The sequence below is a fragment of the Variovorax gracilis genome, assembly GCF_030317115.1.
Lineage (GTDB): Bacteria > Pseudomonadota > Gammaproteobacteria > Burkholderiales > Burkholderiaceae_C > Variovorax > Variovorax gracilis.
Map to the genome: position 1 here is coordinate 22,705 of NZ_JASZYF010000036.1, position 19,864 is coordinate 42,568.

The 19,864-nt window shown below is 62.5% G+C and carries 17 protein-coding genes and 1 pseudogene; 6 read left to right on the forward strand and 12 right to left on the reverse strand.

Annotated features, from left to right (window positions below; genetic code table 11):
- Positions 1-19 precede the first annotated feature (19 nt).
- The 5 genes from QTH97_RS32420 to QTH97_RS32440 form a co-directional block, all read right to left on the reverse strand.
- Positions 20-922, reverse strand: a complete 903-nt coding sequence (locus QTH97_RS32420; RefSeq protein ID WP_286572701.1) for an SPFH domain-containing protein — start codon at positions 920-922, stop codon at positions 20-22.
- 714 nt (positions 923-1,636) lie between these two features.
- Positions 1,637-1,861 carry a hypothetical protein gene (locus QTH97_RS32425; RefSeq protein ID WP_286572702.1) on the reverse strand — a complete coding sequence of 75 codons (225 nt, stop codon included), beginning with the start codon at positions 1,859-1,861 and terminating at the stop codon, positions 1,637-1,639.
- Positions 1,862-1,921: 60 nt separating this feature from the next.
- Positions 1,922-6,640 (reverse strand): coiled-coil domain-containing protein, encoded by a 4,719-nt coding sequence (locus QTH97_RS32430; protein WP_286572703.1) that lies wholly within the window; start codon positions 6,638-6,640, stop codon positions 1,922-1,924.
- 4 nt (positions 6,641-6,644) lie between these two features.
- A complete protein-coding gene (locus tag QTH97_RS32435) occupies positions 6,645-7,733 on the reverse strand; it encodes an alpha-xenorhabdolysin family binary toxin subunit A (protein WP_286572704.1) in 1,089 nt (362 codons plus the stop codon).
- Positions 7,734-7,798: 65 nt separating this feature from the next.
- Positions 7,799-9,244: a hypothetical protein gene (locus tag QTH97_RS32440; RefSeq protein WP_286572705.1), complete on the reverse strand. Its 1,446-nt coding sequence runs from the start codon at positions 9,242-9,244 to the stop codon at positions 7,799-7,801.
- 412 nt (positions 9,245-9,656) lie between these two features.
- Between QTH97_RS32440 and QTH97_RS32445 the strand changes: the two genes are divergently transcribed.
- The gene (locus tag QTH97_RS32445) at positions 9,657-11,063 is read left to right on the forward strand and encodes a hypothetical protein (protein WP_286572706.1); all 1,407 of its coding nucleotides are present in this window, start codon (positions 9,657-9,659) and stop codon (positions 11,061-11,063) included.
- A 136-nt stretch (positions 11,064-11,199) separates the two neighbouring features.
- Here the strand turns inward: QTH97_RS32445 and QTH97_RS32450 are convergent, their stop codons facing one another.
- Entirely contained in the window at positions 11,200-11,556 is a 357-nt protein-coding gene (locus QTH97_RS32450; protein ID WP_286572707.1) for a hypothetical protein, read from the reverse strand.
- Between the two features lie 20 nt (positions 11,557-11,576).
- Complete coding sequence (locus QTH97_RS32455) at positions 11,577-11,990, reverse strand: PAS domain-containing protein (protein ID WP_286572708.1); 414 nt, start codon at positions 11,988-11,990, stop codon at positions 11,577-11,579.
- 137 nt (positions 11,991-12,127) lie between these two features.
- On the opposite strand from QTH97_RS32455, the gene QTH97_RS32460 reads away from it, so the two are divergent.
- The 4 genes from QTH97_RS32460 to QTH97_RS32475 all read left to right on the forward strand — a co-directional run bounded on the left by QTH97_RS32460 (position 12,128) and on the right by QTH97_RS32475 (position 14,342).
- Positions 12,128-12,490 carry a group III truncated hemoglobin gene (locus QTH97_RS32460; RefSeq protein WP_444813504.1) on the forward strand — a complete coding sequence of 121 codons (363 nt, stop codon included), beginning with the start codon at positions 12,128-12,130 and terminating at the stop codon, positions 12,488-12,490.
- Positions 12,491-12,583: 93 nt separating this feature from the next.
- Complete coding sequence (locus QTH97_RS32465) at positions 12,584-13,051, forward strand: RrF2 family transcriptional regulator (RefSeq protein WP_286572710.1); 468 nt, start codon at positions 12,584-12,586, stop codon at positions 13,049-13,051.
- Between the two features lie 212 nt (positions 13,052-13,263).
- Complete coding sequence (gene xseB, locus QTH97_RS32470) at positions 13,264-13,656, forward strand: exodeoxyribonuclease VII small subunit (RefSeq protein ID WP_286572711.1); 393 nt, start codon at positions 13,264-13,266, stop codon at positions 13,654-13,656.
- Between the two features lie 218 nt (positions 13,657-13,874).
- Entirely contained in the window at positions 13,875-14,342 is a 468-nt protein-coding gene (locus QTH97_RS32475; protein ID WP_286572712.1) for a phasin family protein, read from the forward strand.
- A 294-nt stretch (positions 14,343-14,636) separates the two neighbouring features.
- On the opposite strand, the gene QTH97_RS32480 is transcribed toward QTH97_RS32475, so the two are convergent.
- The 5 genes and pseudogenes from QTH97_RS32480 to QTH97_RS32500 all read right to left on the reverse strand — a co-directional run bounded on the left by QTH97_RS32480 (position 14,637) and on the right by QTH97_RS32500 (position 18,174).
- Complete coding sequence (locus QTH97_RS32480) at positions 14,637-15,143, reverse strand: hypothetical protein (RefSeq protein WP_286572713.1); 507 nt, start codon at positions 15,141-15,143, stop codon at positions 14,637-14,639.
- A 178-nt stretch (positions 15,144-15,321) separates the two neighbouring features.
- The gene (locus QTH97_RS32485) at positions 15,322-16,449 is read right to left on the reverse strand and encodes a helix-turn-helix transcriptional regulator (protein ID WP_286572714.1); all 1,128 of its coding nucleotides are present in this window, start codon (positions 16,447-16,449) and stop codon (positions 15,322-15,324) included.
- A 128-nt stretch (positions 16,450-16,577) separates the two neighbouring features.
- Positions 16,578-16,892, reverse strand: a pseudogene (locus QTH97_RS32490) (transposase family protein); the annotation flags it as partial.
- A 441-nt stretch (positions 16,893-17,333) separates the two neighbouring features.
- Complete coding sequence (locus tag QTH97_RS32495) at positions 17,334-17,645, reverse strand: hypothetical protein (protein WP_286572715.1); 312 nt, start codon at positions 17,643-17,645, stop codon at positions 17,334-17,336.
- Between the two features lie 352 nt (positions 17,646-17,997).
- Positions 17,998-18,174, reverse strand: a complete 177-nt coding sequence (locus tag QTH97_RS32500; protein ID WP_286572716.1) for a DUF3563 family protein — start codon at positions 18,172-18,174, stop codon at positions 17,998-18,000.
- An 806-nt stretch (positions 18,175-18,980) separates the two neighbouring features.
- On the opposite strand from QTH97_RS32500, the gene QTH97_RS32505 reads away from it, so the two are divergent.
- On the forward strand, positions 18,981-19,499 hold the full coding sequence (locus tag QTH97_RS32505) for a phasin family protein (protein WP_286572717.1): 519 nt from the start codon (positions 18,981-18,983) through the stop codon (positions 19,497-19,499).
- Positions 19,500-19,864: the final 365 nt, after the last annotated feature.

Here is a 19,864-nt window from a genome sequence, read left to right on the forward strand (position 1 = left end):
AACAGTGCGGGTTCGCGCCTCAGGTGTACAGAGTGCCGGTGTTGATGACGGGCTGGGCGTCGTTGTCGGAGCACAGCACGACCAGAAGGTTCGACACCATCGCGGCCTTGCGCTCGTCGTCGAGCGTGACCAGGTTGCGGTCGGACAGGCCCTTGAGCGCAGCCTCGACCATGCCCACCGCGCCGGCCACGATCTGGTGCCGGGCGCTGACGATCGCCGTGGCCTGCTGGCGGCGCAGCATCACCTGCGCGATCTCGGCCGCATAGGCCAGGTGGGTCAGCTTGGCGTCGAGCACCTCGACACCCGCGCTCGCGAAGCGCTGGTTGAGCTCCGCCTTGAGCGCATCGGCGACGGTGTCCAGGCCGGCGCGCAGCGTGGTCTCGTCCTTGTCCAGGTCTTCGCCGCTGTCGTACGCATAGAGCGTGGCCAGATGGCGGATGGCGGCCTCGGCCTGGATGCTGACGAAACGGGTGTAGTCGTCGATCTCGAACACCGCCTGCGCGGTGTCGTGCACGCGCCAGACGACCGCGGCGCCGATCTCGACCGGGTTGCCGCGCTTGTCGTTGACCTTGAGCGGCGGAGTATTGAGGTTGCGCGCGCGCAGCGAGATCTTCTGGCCGCTCAGCAAGGGATTGGTCCAACGCAGGCCCTCGGCGCGGTCGGTACCTCTGTACTCGCCAAAGAGCGTGAAGATATTGCCTTCGTTCGGCTTGAGCATGTAGAAGCCCGGCACCAGCACGCCACTGGCGATCACCAGGGCGACGCCAACCACCGGGTGCGTCAAGTGGCGAGCGAACACCAGCGCGCCGAAAACGAGGAGCAGCAGCGCAACCAGCACCATGGGATAACCGCTGATCGACCGATAAGAGCGCTCGGTGCGCACGAGGCGAGCCGGCGTCGCGGGGAAAGCAGCTTGGGTCATTCGATCTCCTCCTGTAAGAGTGATATCACTTTAATATCATACGAAACCCAAGTCAATGTCTTGCCCCCATGCAGGTCACCTCGATGCCGGCGGCCTGCAAGCCATAGGTGAGGTACTGGGTCGGCGTCGGTGCAGTCGCGTCGCTCCTTCGAAGGCGTGCGATGGGCCTAATGCCGGCCATCAGGATGTCGAAGGGGGTGGCTGCAAGACCAACCAAAGCGGCCTCTGACTTTGCCGGCACGACGACGCTGGACCAGGAATTCCCATGAGGGACGGCCGAGGCCTTGGCGCGGCGCGGGGCTCCCTGGTCGGCACGAATCCTCAAGGGCACAGTGCCAGGCGAATTACCGATCGAGCGCCGGAAGGATCCTCCCGCCACCGTTTCAAACCTGCGCGCCTGCCCTGCAGGGCGATCTTCTCGAGCGCGCCAAGCTCACGCCGCGGAGCCGACACCGGCACTGACGAAGCCATCGGCTGCGTGGCAGACCTCGCGCTCGCGCGCCTCTTGCCGCTCACGCGATGTACGTCGACAGCGACAGGGCGCGCCGCGCGTACTGCGGCACGCTCATGCCCTGTTCCAGTCGACGCGGTTCATGGTCGCGCCAGAAGGCATCGTCTTGCTCCACACCATCGCCTGGCCGGTTCGCCCGGACACGCACGTTGCCTTGATCCTTCCATCAGCGCGACGCAGGTTCTCCGGTCCGACAGCCCGCATCAGGGCCAGACCGCGTCGGTGGCGACGTCGATGTCCTGGTCGTACCTGATTTCCTTGGGCGTGACTTCTCGTGTCGAGAAAGGCGCGGACGCCGGGTAGGTGGCGTTGAGATGAATGACCAAGGCGGAAGCGAGCGCATTGCCCTGCACGTGTTTGGGTGCGTTGTCGCTGTGGAAGGTCTTGTAGTTCCCGGCGTTGTCTTGCATCTTGACTCTGTAGCCCATGGTAGCTCCTCGTTGATGTATGCACCTGTATCGAAGTGCGGATGAATCTCCTGGGAAGTGTCAGGAGACCGGCTTGTCCTGCCCTGCTTCGTAGAGGGCCACGACATAGGAACTCTGCTCGAGCGAAATGGTTGGTCCGCGCTTGTGATCACCGTTGATGAGCCAGCCGCAGTGCGTGAGTTCGCCAAAGCTGGCAGGCACGCTCAGTTCGACGGGCGCGTCGGTGCGCTTGAACACGCCCACGTATCGGCCGAGTCCTCCGGCATGACCCGCGAGGTCCGCCTTGCTGGTCGAGAGCGGAATCATCGTGGGCACGTTGACACTCACGCACGCAATCCATTGGTCATCGGGCGCGTTCGTGCCTTCGGTGGTGATGAACAGTTCGACCTCTTCGAGTGCGATCCGCGCTTCGGGCGGTGTCACCGTCACGTTCAGCACGAAGTCGGAGAACACACCCGGACGGAAGTCGGACAGCTTGACCAGATTGGCTGCGTGCGGGTCCTTGTCGCCTGCCAGCAGTTGCGCAAGCAGGCTTTCCTGCGTGGGTGGGCTCGGCGGCCAGAGGGCCGCACCCTCGAGCACGCCGACCCCGTCATCGATACGCCAGCCCGCCTTGTCGCTCTTTCCGCCGAAGGTCTCGAAGCTCACCGCCGACGAGCGGTCGCCGCCACCCTCCGGCTCGAAGGCGTAGATCCGGCCGTCGGCCCGCACCAGCGACTTTCCTTGCCGCGTGAACCTGAAGCTCACCGAGTCCGGCATGTGCCCACCGGGCTGGAGCAGCCGGCACCTCACCTTGGTGACCCTGATGTCGGCGATGCGCTGGCGTTCCTTGCCGAGATTGAGCTGGCCAAGGCGAACCAGATCAAAAGCCGTGACGGCGGGCTCGCGCCGTTCGATCTTGTGGTTCAGCTCCCGCAACTCGGCCGCACGCAGCGTGATGCCGGACTTCGATTCCCGGGAGCTGCCACTGGCCTCCAGTTGGCGCAGCAGCTGCTTGCCCATGTCGCGCAGCGGCTTCTCGTACACGACACGCAGCAAATCAAACTCGGACGGTGTGAGCGTGCCGTCGCGAGCGGACGCAGGCTCGGCGAGCAGTTTCCTGAGTTCTTCGCGTCGCTTTTCACCGTCCGTCTCATCGACGAAGGTGTACCTGAAATCGCTGGGCTCCAGCACATTGCGCATGTCCTCGAACAGCTTCTGCGCATCGTGATAGGGGGTGTCCCAAGGCGCAACGCGCTGGTACTCGTAGGCCTTGACGACGTAGTAGAGAAACTGCTGCAGGTCGCGGTGGGCATCCTGGCCCAGTGCCTGGGCGTAGACGGCAACCTGCGGTGCGAGTGCTTCGTGCGCATTGGCGATCTGCATGCTCAGTTCATGCACCGTCACCAGGTTGGTCGAGATCTCGTTCTTCTGCTCGGTGAGGTCGGCCTGCAGTCGCGACAGCTTCGCCGTGATCTCGGCCTTCTTCACGTTCAGGTACGCGAGCTGGCCGGAGATGGCCTGAAACTCGGGGTCTTCGACCTTCAGCTTCGCCAGTGCCTTGTCCCACTCGGTGTTGAGCTGCGCCTTGGGCACGCTGAGCCGGTCGATCGACTTTCGGATGCTCTCGATGCCGCCGACGACGCCCTGCATCTTCTTGATGCCGTCCTTGATCGACTTCTGGCTGGCCGCCTTCTTCTTGGTGAGTTCTTCTTTCTGTGAGGCGAGCTTTTTCTCCTGGGCCTTGATGGCGCCGTCCTGCCTGTCCATCAACTTCTTCTTTTCTTTGTACTCGCCGGTGGTTGCTTTCAGTTTGGCCTCTTGATCTTTCTCGAACTTCTGGAAATCCGCCGTCAGTCCTGCGGCTTCCTCGACCAGCTTTTCCTTGTCGTCCGTTCGGCCGTAGAGGAGCGCTTCCTTCGCCATCTCGTAGATTGCGGTCTCCTTCTCCATCATCTCCTTGTGGGCCGCCATCTTTTCGTCATGCGCATCGGTCAGCGCCTGGTTCTCCTTCTTGGTCTCGCTCGCGGTCTCCTGCAAGGCCTTGATGTCCTTGCCGCTGCGTTCGATGGCGGTTTCGAGGTTCTTGTTGGCAATGGTGGCGAGCGAGTCGGCGTTGTCCTTCGAGAAGGCCTCAAGGTCCTTGTTGAGGGCCGTGAAGGCGGTGTCCTCTTTGTCGATCAGGTTGCCGGCAGTGTCGAAGATCATGCCCAGGCCGGCGGTGGCCGCCTGATAGGGCTCGGGCAGCGGGATGGCCTTGATCACTGCACCGAGGATCTTGAAGGTTTCGGCGAGGATGCGCTTGCCCTCCTCGCTGGCGAACAGCCGGTCTTCTCTTTGCTCGAGCTTCACCTTGACGCCGTCCAGCCGCTTCTGTGTCTTTTCCATGTCGCCGAGCAGTTCCTTCAGCTGCCCCACCAACGGGGCGATGCTGGCGCGCGTGTCGGTCAACTTCTTTCGGGTTTCCTCCGTCTGGTCGGTGAGCACGCGGCTGAAGTCCTCGAGCGTCGATTGGCGGTCGGCCTTGGCTTTCCATGCCCGCTGGAGGCAGTAGGCGGTGTACAGCTCCGCCATCGAGGGCCGGATGATCTTCAGGTACGCGTCCACATTGCTTTCGAGGGAGAGCATCGGCACCCAGCCGGGCGGATTGCCGAAGTCGTCCACGTTGCGCAGGGCCTGCTCGGCAAGGTCGACGGCGTGTCGCGTCAACTGCGACAGGGAAACGGCGCCGGCGTCCTTGTCGGAGTCGATGACGGCGTCCGGGTCTTGCAGGTAGGGAACCAGATATTCCCGTGCCTGTGCGGGATGCGCGCTGGCGAGCGCGTCGCGCGCAAACTGCACGGCGACGCCCAGGTTGAGCGCCGTGCGCCACGAGTCCTGCTCGGCCGCGGTGAGAAGTTCGCAGGCACCATTGCCGCCTTGGGGTTCGAAGGCTTCGGGCCCCGGCGCGCTGTCGGGCCCCTTTACGGCCTTCTTGATCTCACGCTTCGACTTCAGGACGCGGATGCCGCTTTCAAGTTCATCCTCGAAGAAGAGCCAGCACGCGTCGGTTGGCAAGCCACCCGCACCACCTTTGGATGGGCCGCGTGCCTTGGCCGAATCGCCACCGCTCACATCGGTGTAGGCGAACACTTCGTCCAGTGTGCTGCGGACCGTGCCGCCCATGCCGCCCATGCCGGGGCGCCCTGGCACTTTGCCGGCGCCTCCCGTGCCGGGTTCGGCCTTCTCGCCCTTGGTGGCAATGACCTTGCCGCCGATCTTGAGTTCGACATAGACGATCTTGTCGTCCTTGAAGGTGTCCCACAAGGGCGTTGACACCGTGCCCGTGTCGACCTGGCGGTTGGTGTAAGTGAACAGGTTCGCCCAGTCGGCCTCGACGATCCTTGGCAGGTATCGCACCGTCAACGAAGGTGTGAAGCCACCGTCGTCCGGATCTTGTCCCTTGCCCCCACGCGCGCGGAAGTGGCACGCCTTGGCCTCGGTCGTGCCGAAGCGACCGATATGCAAGGTGATGCTGCCGCCGGTGGCGCCGTTCCTGCCATCAATCTCCAGGGGCTCCCGGTGGCCGTCGTCGACGGGGGTGGTGTCGATCAACGCATCAGGCCCTTCAAAGTACAGGGCGCGGCAGAAAATCGTGACCTCGGTCTGCGGGAAGTGCAGGCCACACCTGATCACCAGCGTGTCCGCATGAATGGTCAATTCCTGGATGTCCGTCTTGCCCGCGTAGGTCTTCAAAAACTGGCTGCGATCCAAGTCCTCGAGAATGATCTCCGCGCCGGTGAGCGTGACGCTGCGCAGGGGCTGCTCCACGCCGTTGAGTTCGCCGAGCCCGAGGGGCTGCGCTGCGTGGCGAATGTACCGCGGGTGCTCTGCCTCGGGTGCGGGCGCCGTGGTCCTTAACAGTTCGTAGGGAACGGCCACCATCTTCGATGTCTGGACGCGTTCGAGCTCATCGGCCTTGCGCTTGCGCTCGAAGGCCGGCGTGCCGCGAAACAGCAAACGCCCGTAGTCGATGGCCCATGTCTTTGCAGCTGCCGCGCCGCTGGCCAGCAGCTGCGTGCTCGCGCGCCCGAGTTCTAGCCACTCCGCGGTGTGAGCGGCCTTCGCAGGCACCAACGCGGCGAAGCGGACGATGTGCTGCAACATGCTCGCTGCAATGTCCGGCTGCGTCGCCATCAGCACAGCGGCCATCTGGAAGGTCGACGCGGCCACCCGCAAGGCCGGCGCCAGTGACTGCGCCCATTCGCTCGGCAGAGTGGGACGCTCTTCGAGCGCTGGCGTGCCCTCAGACGCATGCAGCCATAGGCCAGCTGCCTTCTCGCTGGTGGTGATGGGCATCTTGCGCGGAACCGTCTTGTCGACGACCGGCATGGCGATGAGCTCGCCCGTGATCTCGCCGGCGTACAGCAGCAGGCTGGCCGTCTTGCTCTTTCGATAGTCCAGAACCACCGTCGCGTTGCCGTCGATCTCGATGCGGCGCGCCGCGATGATGAGCGCGCTGCCTTCCAGCGTCACCGCCAGCCCCTTGCGCACGCGAACGACGTCGGCATAGAGCGCCATCACGCGCGGCTTGACTGGCGCTTCGTCGAGCTTGTCGACGAGGTCCGCATCGAGATCGATCACAAGGTCCCTGATCGTCCATTGGGTGGGGGAACGTGCCTCGGCGCGAACGTCGCGGATGTTTGCGCGGCGTCCCCTGTCGAGCATCTCCAGCCATGCGGAGGACTTTTGGGCCCGGTCGAAAAGGGTCCGCCAATCGGGAAGGGCATTGCCCGCCGGGGGTGCTTCGGCCGTCTCCATGACCTCAGCCCTCCTTTCCGGGATCCACTTCGATGTAGGCATTCGCGCGGTAAGCCTCCGCCTTGACTGCCAACTCCGACCACTGCTCCAGTGCAATGTCGATGCCGATCTTCTTGATCTCCAGAATGGCGTCGTCGATGTTCTCGGCGATGAGATCGACAAGACTTTCGAGGTCGGTGTGGATGGCGTGCCACACGCCCTGGATCTTCTGGATGACGGGCAGCGCGGCCTGGATGTCACGCTGGATGTTGGCGAGGCTGTCGCGTGCAACGCCCAGCATGCAGGTGAGCGTCAGGGAGAGTAGTTCGTCGTCCTTCGCCTTCTTCAGGTCCTTGCGAAGCTCTTCCAGCCGTGCCTTGGCCTTGACCGCCTTGTCGCCGTAGATGCCCGCAACGATGATCGCGGCGATGAGGCCGATCGGCGGCACGATGATCCACGCGTAAGACGGCGTTGCACAGGCCACGGCCTTGTCGTACTCGTACTCCGTGATCGCCGCTTCAATCAGGTCGCGCGTGTCGTTCAGGTCTTTCGCCAGCTTCTTGCCCCACTCGCTGTTGGCGCCGAACTTGTCCTGATACGTCGTGTTCAGGTTGCCGATCAGGACCGCGTCGGTCGCTGTCTGGATCGAGAACTCCTGGATGTCGGCATAGACCTTCTTGGCCTTGCCGGCGCGATCCGCGGCGGCCTGTGAAAGGAGTTTGATCGCGCCGCTGAGGCTGTTCTTGGCTTCCTCATCTTTGGGGTTTTTCAGCAGTGCGTTGATGGGTTCCTTGAGCGCGTTGTAGTACCCCTTTGCCATCGAGTTGTACTTCACGATGTCGCCTGCCAAGCTGACTGTGGAGGGAAACGTGGTCGTCTTCCACTTGGTCACGTGCGGAACGACGGTCTTGTATCCCTCAAGCAGGGGCTTGAACTCGTCGATCTTCATGGAGTCGGGCATCTGCAGCGCCGTCCGCATGAGGGGTTCGGTGGCTGGCAGGGCCATGGCATTCGTGACGTAGCGCTGCACACGCAACCACTCCGCCGTGCTCAGCAGAAAAGGGGACCCCTTGACGGCGGCAAGCTCGCCGGGACTGAGAAGTTTGTCGTCCATTGCGCTACTCCTGGTGATGGACCGCCGCGCCGCGTCGACATGACGCGGCATCGAGGCGGCGACGTTCAGATGCGTGCGCCGATCCAGCCGATGCGGCCTTCCATTGGGAAGTTGCACTCGCCCTCGAAGTTGTTGGCGGTGAACCGAATGTCGGCAGTCTCGGGCTTGTCCTGACGCGTTGCGTCGGTTTGCCATCCCCAATACACCCTTGGGCCCTCGAAGGTGGGCGACTTCACCGGCACGCCGTTCACGGCGACACCGAGCAAGTCGATGGTCAGGACATGGTTCTCATCAAAGGTCTTGTTGCGGTGGCGCGTCTGCGTGCGGAAGTTGCCAAAGGGCGTTGGGTCCGGCGCCGCGGCCACTTCGGCGTGCTTGAGGTAGTCGGCGGCGTGGTTGGCCACATCGCGCCAGCCATCGGCCACGATTTGCAGTTCGATCTTGAGTTGCGCCGCGAACTCCGTGGCGTCGCCTGTGGCTTCGAGCCGTTCGAACAAGAACGCAAGGTCGCCGTTGATCGCGTCCCATATGCCTTTGGTGTGCTGGAGCACGGGCAGCACGCGGCCGAAAGAGCCACCCATGCTGACCAAGCCTTGTGTGGCGCGCATGAGGATGGCAATCTGGTGTTCCTGCTTGGTCAGGTTCTTCGTGATCTCCGCGATGCGACCGACATCCTTGTCGATGGCTTCCTTCTCGACCACGGCTGCCCGGCCATAGGTGCCCGCGACGGCACCGCCGGCGATCCAGCCAAAGAGTGGAATCCATCCGTAGGTGACCGTGGTGGACGCCACGGTCACGTAGTGATGGTACTTCTCCTGACGACCCGGCAGGTTCTTCGTGAGGTCTTCGAGTTCCGTGCGCAGGAGCTTGGTTTCGGCCGATGCGTTCTCGGCGCGCGACAGGTACGCCCTGTGCAACAGGTTGACCTGGGCCCGCAGTTGCGCGCATCCGTTCTCGATCTGCACCACCTGGCCGTAGACCGCATCGACGCGCTTTTGCGCAGCGCCGGCGGCTGTCGTCAGCATGCGGAACAGGGCGGTGAGTTGGTCGCGGTTGGATGCGCGCGGCGTCTCGTCAGCGATGCGTTGCCCGTAGTCGCGGATGTCGGCAGCGACGGCGCGCAGGGCCGGAAAGGTCGTCTCTCGCCACATCTTCGCGAGCCGCTCGGCCTCTGCAGCAGGACCTGCAAGGTCGCCACCGATGTTCCTCATCGTGAGTGCAATTCGATCGAGGTTGGCCATGCCGACCTGCAGGTCGATCCACTCCGAAAGGCTCAGCACGAAGGGTGACGAAGGCACGGCGTCCACCAGGCGCTCGGGAATTGTCACCTCGAGGACCTCCGCTACCACGCATGCGTCGGCCACCGTCATGGTGTTCGAAGTCTCTAACTCTCGCGCTGGCAGGACATGCAGCGCGTCAATGAAGCGCGGCCGCAGTGCACTCGCGAAGGTCCTCTTCAGTGCATCGGGATCCTGCGCAGGCATCGATGGGTTGCCGGAAGCATTCGTCATGTTGCGCGCCCTCAAGTGAGCTTGACAAACAACGTCGGCAGTCGTCCGCCACCGTGCGAGATGACGGTGTCGGAGGCGTGCAGGCTTGTCGTGAAACGACGGGGAACTACCTCGATCTCGTCTTGCTTTTTCTTTGCTCGATCGGATGAGAGCGCGGAGTGTGGCAGAACGTTTGACGAGCGTCGAGAGACTTTGTGCAAAGTTTTCTTGCGCAAAAATCACTAGTAAAAAAGGCCTCACCGTCCTCGCCAAAAGGCAGATTGACGCGCTCGAGAATTTCAGGCAATTGATGCAAGCGACCTATCCGCGAAGCGGCATCGAGCGCTATGAATTCATGTGAATTGGTGCGAGCATTCGCAGTCGCACTGCAAGTCTCTCAACGCATTTGTTCTCGAGGAACGAGGTAACTGCCATGGTCTGGAATATCGGCAAGTCAATCTTGGGGACTGGCGACACAAGGGTCGACGTCGAGCGCGAAGCCGATGTCATCTTTGCCGCGGCCTTCATCGGTGCGACGCTCTTTCAGAACGACCGAAAGGGCGGCCGCGCGTGGCGTGTCGACATGGAGCCCAATTCGGACATCGACAAGAACCTCGACGCGCGCACTGCGGACGACCGTGCGTCCATGCGGGGACTTAACGATGCGTGTTCGAAGGTGAATCAACTCGTGCGAACGCAGCTTGCAAGGGACGAAGGAGGCGTGGTCTGGGGGCTGACGCCTACCTTCGGCAGGGGCGGCATGATCCAGGCAGGAGAAGGCGCCCAGAGGGAGTACGCCAAGGTGAATCCGACGTACGCCAAGACAGCCTTCAGCTACCTCAGTGCGGCCCAACGCGCAGCAAAGGATGGGCAGCGCGCCGATGAGATGTACATCGGGCGTGGCGCCTACTGCGGGCTGGTCGTGGACGACGACGGCAATGCCGTCAGCGCCATGAGCACCATCCGCACGACCCTCAACGAAAACACGCCCGATATTGGCGAGCGCTGGCGGCCACCGGCCGATGCCGATGTGCGTGCGGCCCAGTATCCGCGTGACAAGGACGACGCGACGTGGGGCTTGATCGGTGGCGTGGCATTGCAGGACATCCTCGCGCAGCAAGGCATGCGCTTTTATCCGCAGTCAGGAGGCATGCCTGTGTCGCCCAACAAGCACACCGACATCGTTGGCTACACCCACGGAATGATCCGCTGCATCTGCGAGACCGTGAGGATTGGGCAGGGAACGGCATTCGAGATGTCCATCGGCGTCGACACTTTCAAGCTCGCATCGTGCATGTCGTGCAGTTCGTTCATGATGGCCAACGGCGTGGATGCTTCGTCGACGCATCTGGGTCGAGGGGAGTCATGGTCGCCCTACTACGGCAGTCAGTCGCACAACCCGTCCTACCACGCCGACAAGATGAGCATCGACGACGCCATCAGGCATTGCAATTCCAGATACACGGCGTTCATGCATCAATGCCTCCGGAACGGAGTGGCCGCCATGGCAAATCAGCCGTCGTGGGTCAACGAGAAGCACCGCGGGGCGCTTGCGAAACTCGAACTCATCCTGGCACAGAGGTCGACAGCGCAGAACACCGTGGCACGTGACCTCTTTCTGGACGCGATGACGTACCACAAGAGCGACTTGCTGCGGTTGAACAGCGCGCTGGTCTATGGAAGCGGAGCGCGTCCGTCTTGCGACGCGAGCTACGACTGGTGCCAGAACAGAAGCACCGGCCCTGACATCAAGGGCACGTGGGAGTCGTGGGTGAATCCGCACACCGATGAAGAGGTCAGGGCTTTGCACACGCCGCCCGATCCACTGCTCAAGCAGTGAGGGGAGCGTTCAGAAATCGGGGGCGTACGCCCTGCCACCGGTGCATGTCTTTGTGGACAACAACCTGAAGAACGCGCAGGTGGTTGGTCTGGAACCCGGCCGCGCACTTTTCGAGGGGAACAGACGCGCCGCATTCCTACCAGAAACGCCACCAGGGACGCGACCTCGCGGGCTTGGTCAGCGGCACCAGCGCTGAGGGCGTGGGTCCCAGTCTCTTGCGAAGTTCGCCTTCGAGGCGTTCAGCCTCTTTGAGCGCCCTGGCGTCACCCATCTCGGCGCGCTTGCGCAGAACGAAGGCCGCTGAAGCAAGTTCTTCGTCGCTCAGGTCATCCATGGCTTGATTCTGGCAGCAGTTGAAATGAACGCATGCCGCAGCATTGGTCACGCGCCGCAGCCAAAGCAACCGTTCAGTGACTTTGACGAAGGTTAGCTTTCCCTGTTGTTGCGCGGACCGCAATGGGCCGAGGATATGGCTCCCCGGCTGCATTGGCATCGTTGACAACTTCGATTTGACTAATGCGGCTGCGTCGCCACTGCCGCCTTTTCGCGCTCGACCCGTTCGGTCACATCCCGAGCCACGGCCACCGATCCCAGCGCCGAGCCGCTGGCATCCGCTACCAGTGCGAAGCTCATCTCCAGGTAGAGCTTTTGGCCTGTCTTGTGCAACCCCCGGGTCATTGTCGGACGCCCACCCAGTCGGGTCTTGCCATTCTCCATCGCCGCGTCGAATCCTCGCCAGTGCGCCTTGCGCAGATGCTCGGGGATGACGAGGTCAAGGTTCTGCCCCAGCGCTTCGGAGGCGGTGTAGCCGAACATGGCGACGGCAGCGGCATTCCACCGTTCGATCACGCCGGCCTTGTTCGCATAGATGACGGCTTCCGCCGCTTGTTCGAGGATCAGGGCATCAATTGGATCGTGGGATGGCATTTCTTGTCCTCATTTTGCGATTCGTCAATGACCGGCATTGCGCTGCGATAGCGTTAAAGATATATTACACGTAGATCTTCTGATGGAGAAGCCCCTTGCACCGCTCTGAACTCTGCACCGAACAGGAAATCTCAGTCATGGTGCACAGCTTCTATGAGGCGGTGCGCAAGGATGAGCAACTCGGCCCGGTCTTCAACACCTTTGTCGGAGACTGGGAGTACCACCTGTTGAAGCTGACCGATTTTTGGTCGTCGATCCTCCTGGGCACCGGGCGGTTTCGGGGCACGCCCATGCCCAAGCATGTGGCCTTGCCCAATCTGAGTGCGCACCTGTTCGAACGCTGGTTGGTCCTGTTTCGACAGGTGACGTCCGCGCAGCCTAACCGCGCCATGGGCGAGCGGGCCTATGACACGGCGCAGCGAATTGCCGAAAGCCTTTGGTATGGGTACCAGATGAGCCGCCGTCCAGAGACGGTGCCGACGGAATTGCAGGATGTCTGATGTCCTACGCGCCGTTCATGCGGCGCTTCTTCTCGACGATGAGGCGCACATGCGCATGCATGGCGTTCGTGCCTGGCTGAATGGGGACCGCCGATGCGGCTGACCGCAATGACAGACTTCGCGTTGCGCCTGCTGATGTACGTCGCGCAACGTTCGGATCGCCTTTGCACGATAGCCGAGATCGCCCAGGCCCATGGCATCTCGGAAGCCCATCTCATGAAAATCACCCACCAGCTCGGCCTTCAGGGGTGGATCGAGACCGTGCGCGGCAAAGGCGGGGGACTCCGGCTAGCGCGCACACCCGAAGACATCAACCTGGGGCAGCTGGTACGCGGGATCGAGGCCAACTTCGATCTCGTCGAATGCTTTGGGGCCGCCAGCACCTGCGCACTGACGGGTCGCTGCGGGCTGGCCGTCATTCTGGACGGTGCGTTGCAGCGGTTTTTGACGCATTTGGAAAGCTTCACCCTGGCCGACGCCCTGCGGACAACTGGAAGCGTCAGCGTCGCCACGCGCCCGGTGACAATGCGTCGTCGGGCGTTGTCGCGAGGGACCTCATAGGCGCAGGCCCAATCAGGCCAAGGGCGCGCGGATCCGGCCCCACTGGGAACGCCCGCTCAGAGTGCCGCACCAACTCGCTGAAGGCGCCGCGAGGCAAGCCAGGCATGTCGCACCGGTGCCCGTCGCCCGTCGCGCGACAAGGGCGCACCGCAGGACACGATTTTTTTCATCACAGGACCGCCCCGGCGGGCCGCTTGCTCAAGCGGGCCCTCATGCGAGAGATCACTGGCGAAGGCCCTGACAAGACGCTGAACCGCGGGTTTGCCATCGTCCGCGACACGATCGGCGAGCCCATTACCGGCCTGGCCGGGTCGCGCCAAACCAGCACATCGAGATCCAGTTCCGCGACGGCTGCACGGGTGCGCGGACCGGCGAGCGGATTTAAGGCCCCAACATCGAACAACAGACCTTTGCGCGCAGCGTATGACGTGCTTCAGAAACACGCGGAGACACTGCACGAGCAGAATGAGCCCAATATCGACGATCTGCCCAAGATCGTTACCGAGTCGGTTGGCGCGTACAAGGTCTGCACGAAGCGCTTCGATGCGGTGGAAGAGGATCTGAAAGCAGCGCTGGAGGGCACGGGCGTCGAATCCTCGACCTAATCGCCTTGATCCTTCAGAATCAGAATACCGGCCCCGCGACAAGGCCAGCGTGGCCTCAATTTGCAGGAAGGATTTGATCGCCCCTATTTCGGCAACCTCGGCGAATGAGAAAGGCACGCAGGACGCACCGAAGACAAAGACCGCACAGACCCGATTTCACTGCACCGAGCCGGTACAGCTCTTGCACCCCAATCCCGACCCTCTCAAGGAGATAAATCATGGCGACTGAGATCAATCCGTTTGGCAGTATCACTGCGATGTTCGAGCAGTTCAAGGTGCCAGGTGTGATCAATCCTTTTGGCAATATGGCGACGATGCTCGAGCAGTTCAGGATGCCCGGGGTGGACATGGCGTCCATGGTCGAAGCCCAACGGAAGAACGTCGAGGCGCTGGTCGAGGCCAACAGGCTGGCATACCAGGGCATGCAGGCAATGGTCCAAAAGCAAACCGAAATGTTCACGCGGGCCATGCAGGCATTGCAAGCGGCCGCCGCCGCCAGTGCTGGCGCCGATCCGACGAGGCAAGCCGAGATTGCCCGAAGAGCCTTTGAGACGGTGATGGCCGACATGAGAGAGCTTGCCGAGATGGCGCGGGAGTCGCAATCGACCGCGATCGCCCACATGACCGAGCGAGCCAACGAGCACATGCAGCAATTCACCAAGCAAATGCAACCCAAGAAGGGCTAGAAAGGGATCGGCCTTTACGGCACCGCGGGCACACGCGACCTGGTGGAGACGATGGCCGAGCGAGGCTTGGCCTTGGCCTTGGCCCACAGTAACTCGCATCCGAGCCGCTGCGACGATGTGCGAGCTCTTCCGGCCGCGACGAGCAGCACCGGCTTGACCTTGCGCCGTTTAGCCGCGCTTGGTTGATCACCGCCACCGACCGCAAGATGTCTTTCAACCTCGTATCGGCGTGGTGATCAGCCCGTTGCGCTCCGATCGGCTGGACGCTACGGCACCACGTAGAGGCGCCGCGGCCTATGCCGGGAACACCTGTGCCGAGTAGAACGCCCGCGGATAGGTGATCCCGAGGTCGGCAGCCTCGTTGTCATCCTTCGTGTGGTTGTTGAAGAGATGATCGAAACCCTTTCCGGCGTTCCAAGTCTGGACGTGCACGTGCAACAGGTCCGTTCCGGCGGGCTCGGTCGTGCTGGGCGCCTTGAACTGGAACACCTTGCTCGTGGCGACGCCGCCGCCGCCCACGGGGTTGAGGTTGCCGACAATGATTCCGGAAACGAAAGCGTCGGGCGATTTCTCCCGCACCGTCGTCCCTGCCAATCCCGCCACGTGCACGGAGACCTCGGTCATGTCGAGGTGCCCGTTGTTGGTGAGCCTGACGCGAAACTGCCACGTCTCTTCTTCGTTGATGCTGGTGTCGGGGTTGTTCGGGTCGTCGTTGACGAGCTTGACGTCGATGATTTCGATGGTCGTTTCGTCCTGCGGATAGCGGTTCATTGCATCTGCGAGGTCGTCGATAGCTGACATGGTGATCTCCTTGAGCAGCCGGAAATTGAAGAAAAATGCAGGTCGATTCCGGCAGTGACCGACTTGCAAGAAGCGTCTTCGGAATGAAGCGCTCCTTGCTGTCGAAGGTATTTGGAACGACCGCGTGCCGAATCCCACCGCAGGGGGGAACGGGTCTCGTCAATCGGCCATCGGCCAATCAGTCGACCTGATCGGCCGACAGCCGCTCAACCAGTTGCTGGTGGCTGTTGATGTCGAGCCGCGTGTAGATCGCCTTGAAGTAGTCCTTCAAGGTGTTGGGAGTGATGTGGAGCCGGCGCGCCACTTCGGCGTTGGGCAGTCCCTTGGCGCTCAGCAACGCGATCTCTTTCTGGCGCACTGTCAGGCCGGTGGCGTTCACGCGGTCCAGCAGATGCGCCTCGAAGGGAACCAGTTGCTCGATCAGGATGCCGAATCGTTCGCTGGGCCCGTGCGGTCCGCTCAAGCGATAGGCCCGAAAGACGAACTCGCCCCAGCCGTTGCTGCGCACCAGGGTCGGCAACGCGTCGCCGCCCTCCTCCATGCGTCCGCGCAACGCCAGCGCGACCTCACGCAGCGCGGGGCGCACCGCGCGAAAGTCGTCGCTCTCGATCTCGGTCTCCAGGTTGATGCTGTCCATCAGCGCGAACACGGCCAGGTGATGTGCCTGCTCGGACCACTCGACTACCTCGCCTTGCGCGTCGCAGACGACCAGGGCCGAACGTCCGGCACCGCGAACAAAACGTGCCGGGCGTGCCACTTCGACGCGCATTGCGTGCGCCACGTAGGGCAGCGTCCGTGCCAACAGTTCTTCATCGGCGTGAGAAAAATCCGGTTGGCCGAGCTCCCGAAAAAGGCCGAAGAATCCATAGGGCCGCATCGCATCGCGCACCACGCCGTCAAGCGACCATTTGAAGCCATAGGGCTTGAAGATCGCCGCATAGGTCGGGGTGGCCTCGAAGGCGGGTTCGCCGCAAACGCGAAGGTTGCCCGTCGGCTTTCCGAAGAGCAACAGGTCCGGAATGCTGATGCCAGCGTCGATCGCATAGCGCTCGAAGTGCAGGATGATCCACGCTGCACGGCGCGGCAGGAACCGGTCGGACCACGCGTTGATCACGCGCCCCTGTTCGTTCGACCAAGTGAATTGGCCATACACCGACGGAATCGACTCGCGCAGTTCCTTGACCACCATGGGCACGAACGAACGACTTGGCAGGCCCGCGCAGCAGATCTGGCGGATCCGCGCGATGGCTGCGGATTGCTTGCTGTCCATGCGGTTCATTAAAGGCCGTCGCGGGTCCTTTGACAAATGGCCGAGGCCCAGTGAAAGAAGCCACCGAGAACAACTTTCACAGGGAATAGGTGCAACGTTCTCTTTCTGCAGGGCGTTGTCACGTTGGCAAAAAAAAGAGCAAAGGGGGTATGGGAGATCTCTGCTCAGAATGCGACGGACGGATTTCGGGCGCTGCCGGTGAAGGCACGCCACGAGTCGAACCGCGCGGCAACTTGCTTGCGATATAGCGAGGCGCGTGGCAGATGGGGCGCTTGAGGACGAAGTGTTGGCGGATGAGGCCAAGCTCGAGAGAAAACTCGCGTGTGTTCAGGCCGGAGAAGCCTCGCATACGCCGCTCGCGCTCCCGGGTGGGCCTGAAGGCTGTTCTCGGCGCGGTGGCGGACACAGGCGTTCACGCATGCGTGCGGCACGTTCGCGAGCTCGGCGGCCCTGGGGGCTGGATGGCCACGCAGTTGATCGCGACGGTGCGCCACAGAATGCGTCGCGCGCGGAGCCTGTTGAACATGAAGGTCGCGGTCACGCTGGTGGTGCAGGCACTCTCGAGGACCATTCGCACGACCACACGGGTGATCAGCGGCGGTACCGGTGCGGCGAAGGCCATTGGCGCGCGATTGCGCCGGGCTTGGGTCACCGAGAAGAGGCGCGTTCCCGCACTGTCACTCCCGAGCGCGCAGCGTCTTGGGGGACGGCACTGGAGCTTGAACCGATGCCGAGCGGCCGGTGATCCGTTCGACGAGTTGCGCCTCAATCTCTGGACGAAGAGTGCCTGTGTGTCCGCACAGACTTCATTTCCATGCTCAGAACAAGTTCCTGCTCAGAACTAGTTCGATGATTTGCGTCGCGACACTCTTTCCGCAGCGTCTTGAGGGAGCTTGCCTGGCATCTGGACTGCAAGCGCTTTAGCCCCAGGACGGAAGCTGCTGCAGGGCGTCGTTTGGCCGGCCAACGATATCGACGCCAGTGATTCCGTTTCCGCTTGGCAGAAGTTCAACATCGCAACTGACTTCCCACTCATGGCTTTCGGTTCGTCGCACTAGGCAAACCTCCTCGCCGGCCGCTATGAGATCGGCGCAATCCCGAACACTGATCCGCCGGGCAGCGCCAAGGGCCAGACCTGTCGAGCCGAACTCCTTTTCTACGACCGAATGAACCGCGACCAGATCGATCCCGTCGCCGCCGTAGTGAACCGCTGAAATTGCATGCTGGGCCATTTGCGACCTCCATTCGTAGCGACGCCAGTATGGCTGCGGAGGCCGCTGGCAAGAGTCTGCCTACTGCGGATGTGGGTACGGTGTTCCGTTCGCCTGTTCATGCGCGCCGCTCCACTGCCAAGGGTATGGCCGGGCCGCAGCCTCACGTCGCCATGGAGGCGTGCAGCAGGCGCGCCACTGGACTGGATGCATCGGCTGAACAGTCAGTGCGTCACACGGTTCGTGAAGACCGGCAGGAACGACCGCAACGATGCCCAAAAGCCGCGCCTGTCAATGCGGGCAGCAGAACCGTCCAGGGACTGAAGCAAAGTCGCGGATATAGCGCATGGACGGCCAGGGCGGGCCGCTGCACTCAGACCGAATGCTGCAGATGAAACGGGCGCTGGGTGTCACGCCTGTCGAGCTCGCTCATACGGCGCTCAAGGTCGTAGATGTCGACGGCGCCAGCGAGGTAGGCATCTTCGAAATTGCTGTCAGTCTGAAAGGGGCGCTTCAGCGCGGCCAGCGCGCGATGGATCATGTGCTTCATGGTGGCGTAATTATAAGGGTTTACCCCAATTCTTGCCGACGATCCTGTCACCGCGCGGACACCGCATGGCCGCGCCCAGCCTGAGTTGAAGTCACGGAGGCGACCAACGAAGGGAACCAGGGGTATCCATGACGCTGGCTTCACCGCGAGTTGGGCAAGGCGCCGCTGCTGTCGGGCGGGCTGCGATGGAGCGTGTGCGTACGACCGCTCCCTTCAGACTCGCGAGACCTGGCGCGAGGGTAGGTGCACAGGCCGCAATGCGCGAATTGCCGCCCCACTCGGCGGACAGAGCGACGAACGATCAGTCAGGGTGGCTTGATCTGATGTGACTGGTCTGGCGCCGCGGTGTCCAGGGTTGCGCCGAAATTCCGATCAGCGCACGCCTCTCTGCCGCGGCCAGCTCGTCGGCAACCCATTGGGCGTGCATCTCTCGCAGGGAGGTCAAGGCCTCCTGTTGGGCCAGCGCGTTCATTCCGAGCCAGTGAGGGGCGGCAGCCCCATCCGAGGTCCGAGATAGGAGTGCAGCAGCAAACGCCTCGATCGTCAGGTCGGTGTGTGCCCGTTTGTCGTCTCGTTCGTAGGTTCCGGTTCCAGCCATGTGCTCTCTCGTGGTCCAAACGGGCGCGAGTATAGGAAGGAGCTCCTGAATGTGAAACCTTACGCTCGTAACCAAAGGAATCTGCAATTGAGCAGCCGCTTACAAAATTGCCGCTCGATCTGTCACAGGAGCAGTGCATGCTAGAGGGCAATGCTGCACTGCAGCAAGCGACTCAATCCCATCCACCCACCATTGCACGAGGTTTCACATGACTATTGCTGCCGAATTCAGAGCCGCGCAAGAATCCAGCATCGAGACCTGCTTCCGTCTTGCTGGCAAGGCGTTCGAAGGAATCGAAAAACTCGCAGAACTGAACCTGCAAACCATCAAGACCCTCATTGGCGAAGCGCGGGAAACCGCCTTGGCCATGCTGTCGATCAAGGATCCGCAGGAATTGGTGGCGCTGCAGTCGGGCTTGCTCAAGCCTGCGGGCGACAAGGCCGCCGCCTATGCCCACCACGTGCGCGAGATCGTCGCCGCGACAAGGGGCGAGTTCTCCAAGGCTGCGGAATTGAGTGTCACCGAGGCGCGCAAGACGCTATTGGCGGCTGTCGACTCTGCTGCGAAGAGCGTGCCCGCTGGATCGGAGCACGCCTTGGCGCTTGTGAAGACTGCCGTCGAAGGTGCGAGCAGCGCCGCCGAAGGGATGCAACTGGCCGTCAAGCAGGCGGCGGAAGTGGCAGAGGCTGGCTTGGACAACGTCATCGACGTGGAACCGAAGTCCTAGGGATGCCGGCCCGCACGCGGCGGGGCTGGACATGACGACCTGACCCGAAGTTGAGGGCCTGCTGCATGGCACGAGCTTGATCGGCCTGCTCTCACGTCCAGAGTCCGCTTCCAGGCTCAGTTGCAAACTCGCCGTCTTCAGGGCTTGAATGCGCCGCTTCGCCCCAGAGCGCCGAACACCTGCCTCGTTTTGATAGTCGCAGTTCTTCGTGCGGGGGACGGCGTGGGTGCTGCACCGGCAATCATTGGTGGCGACCTTACAATGCTGCGCTGCAGCACGGGGTTCGCCCCTGACCTCGCCAGCGGTTCGCGCCCTGTCCCTTGTCAGCAAGATGGGGCCAGACTAACGTCGCCCGTGACTGCGTC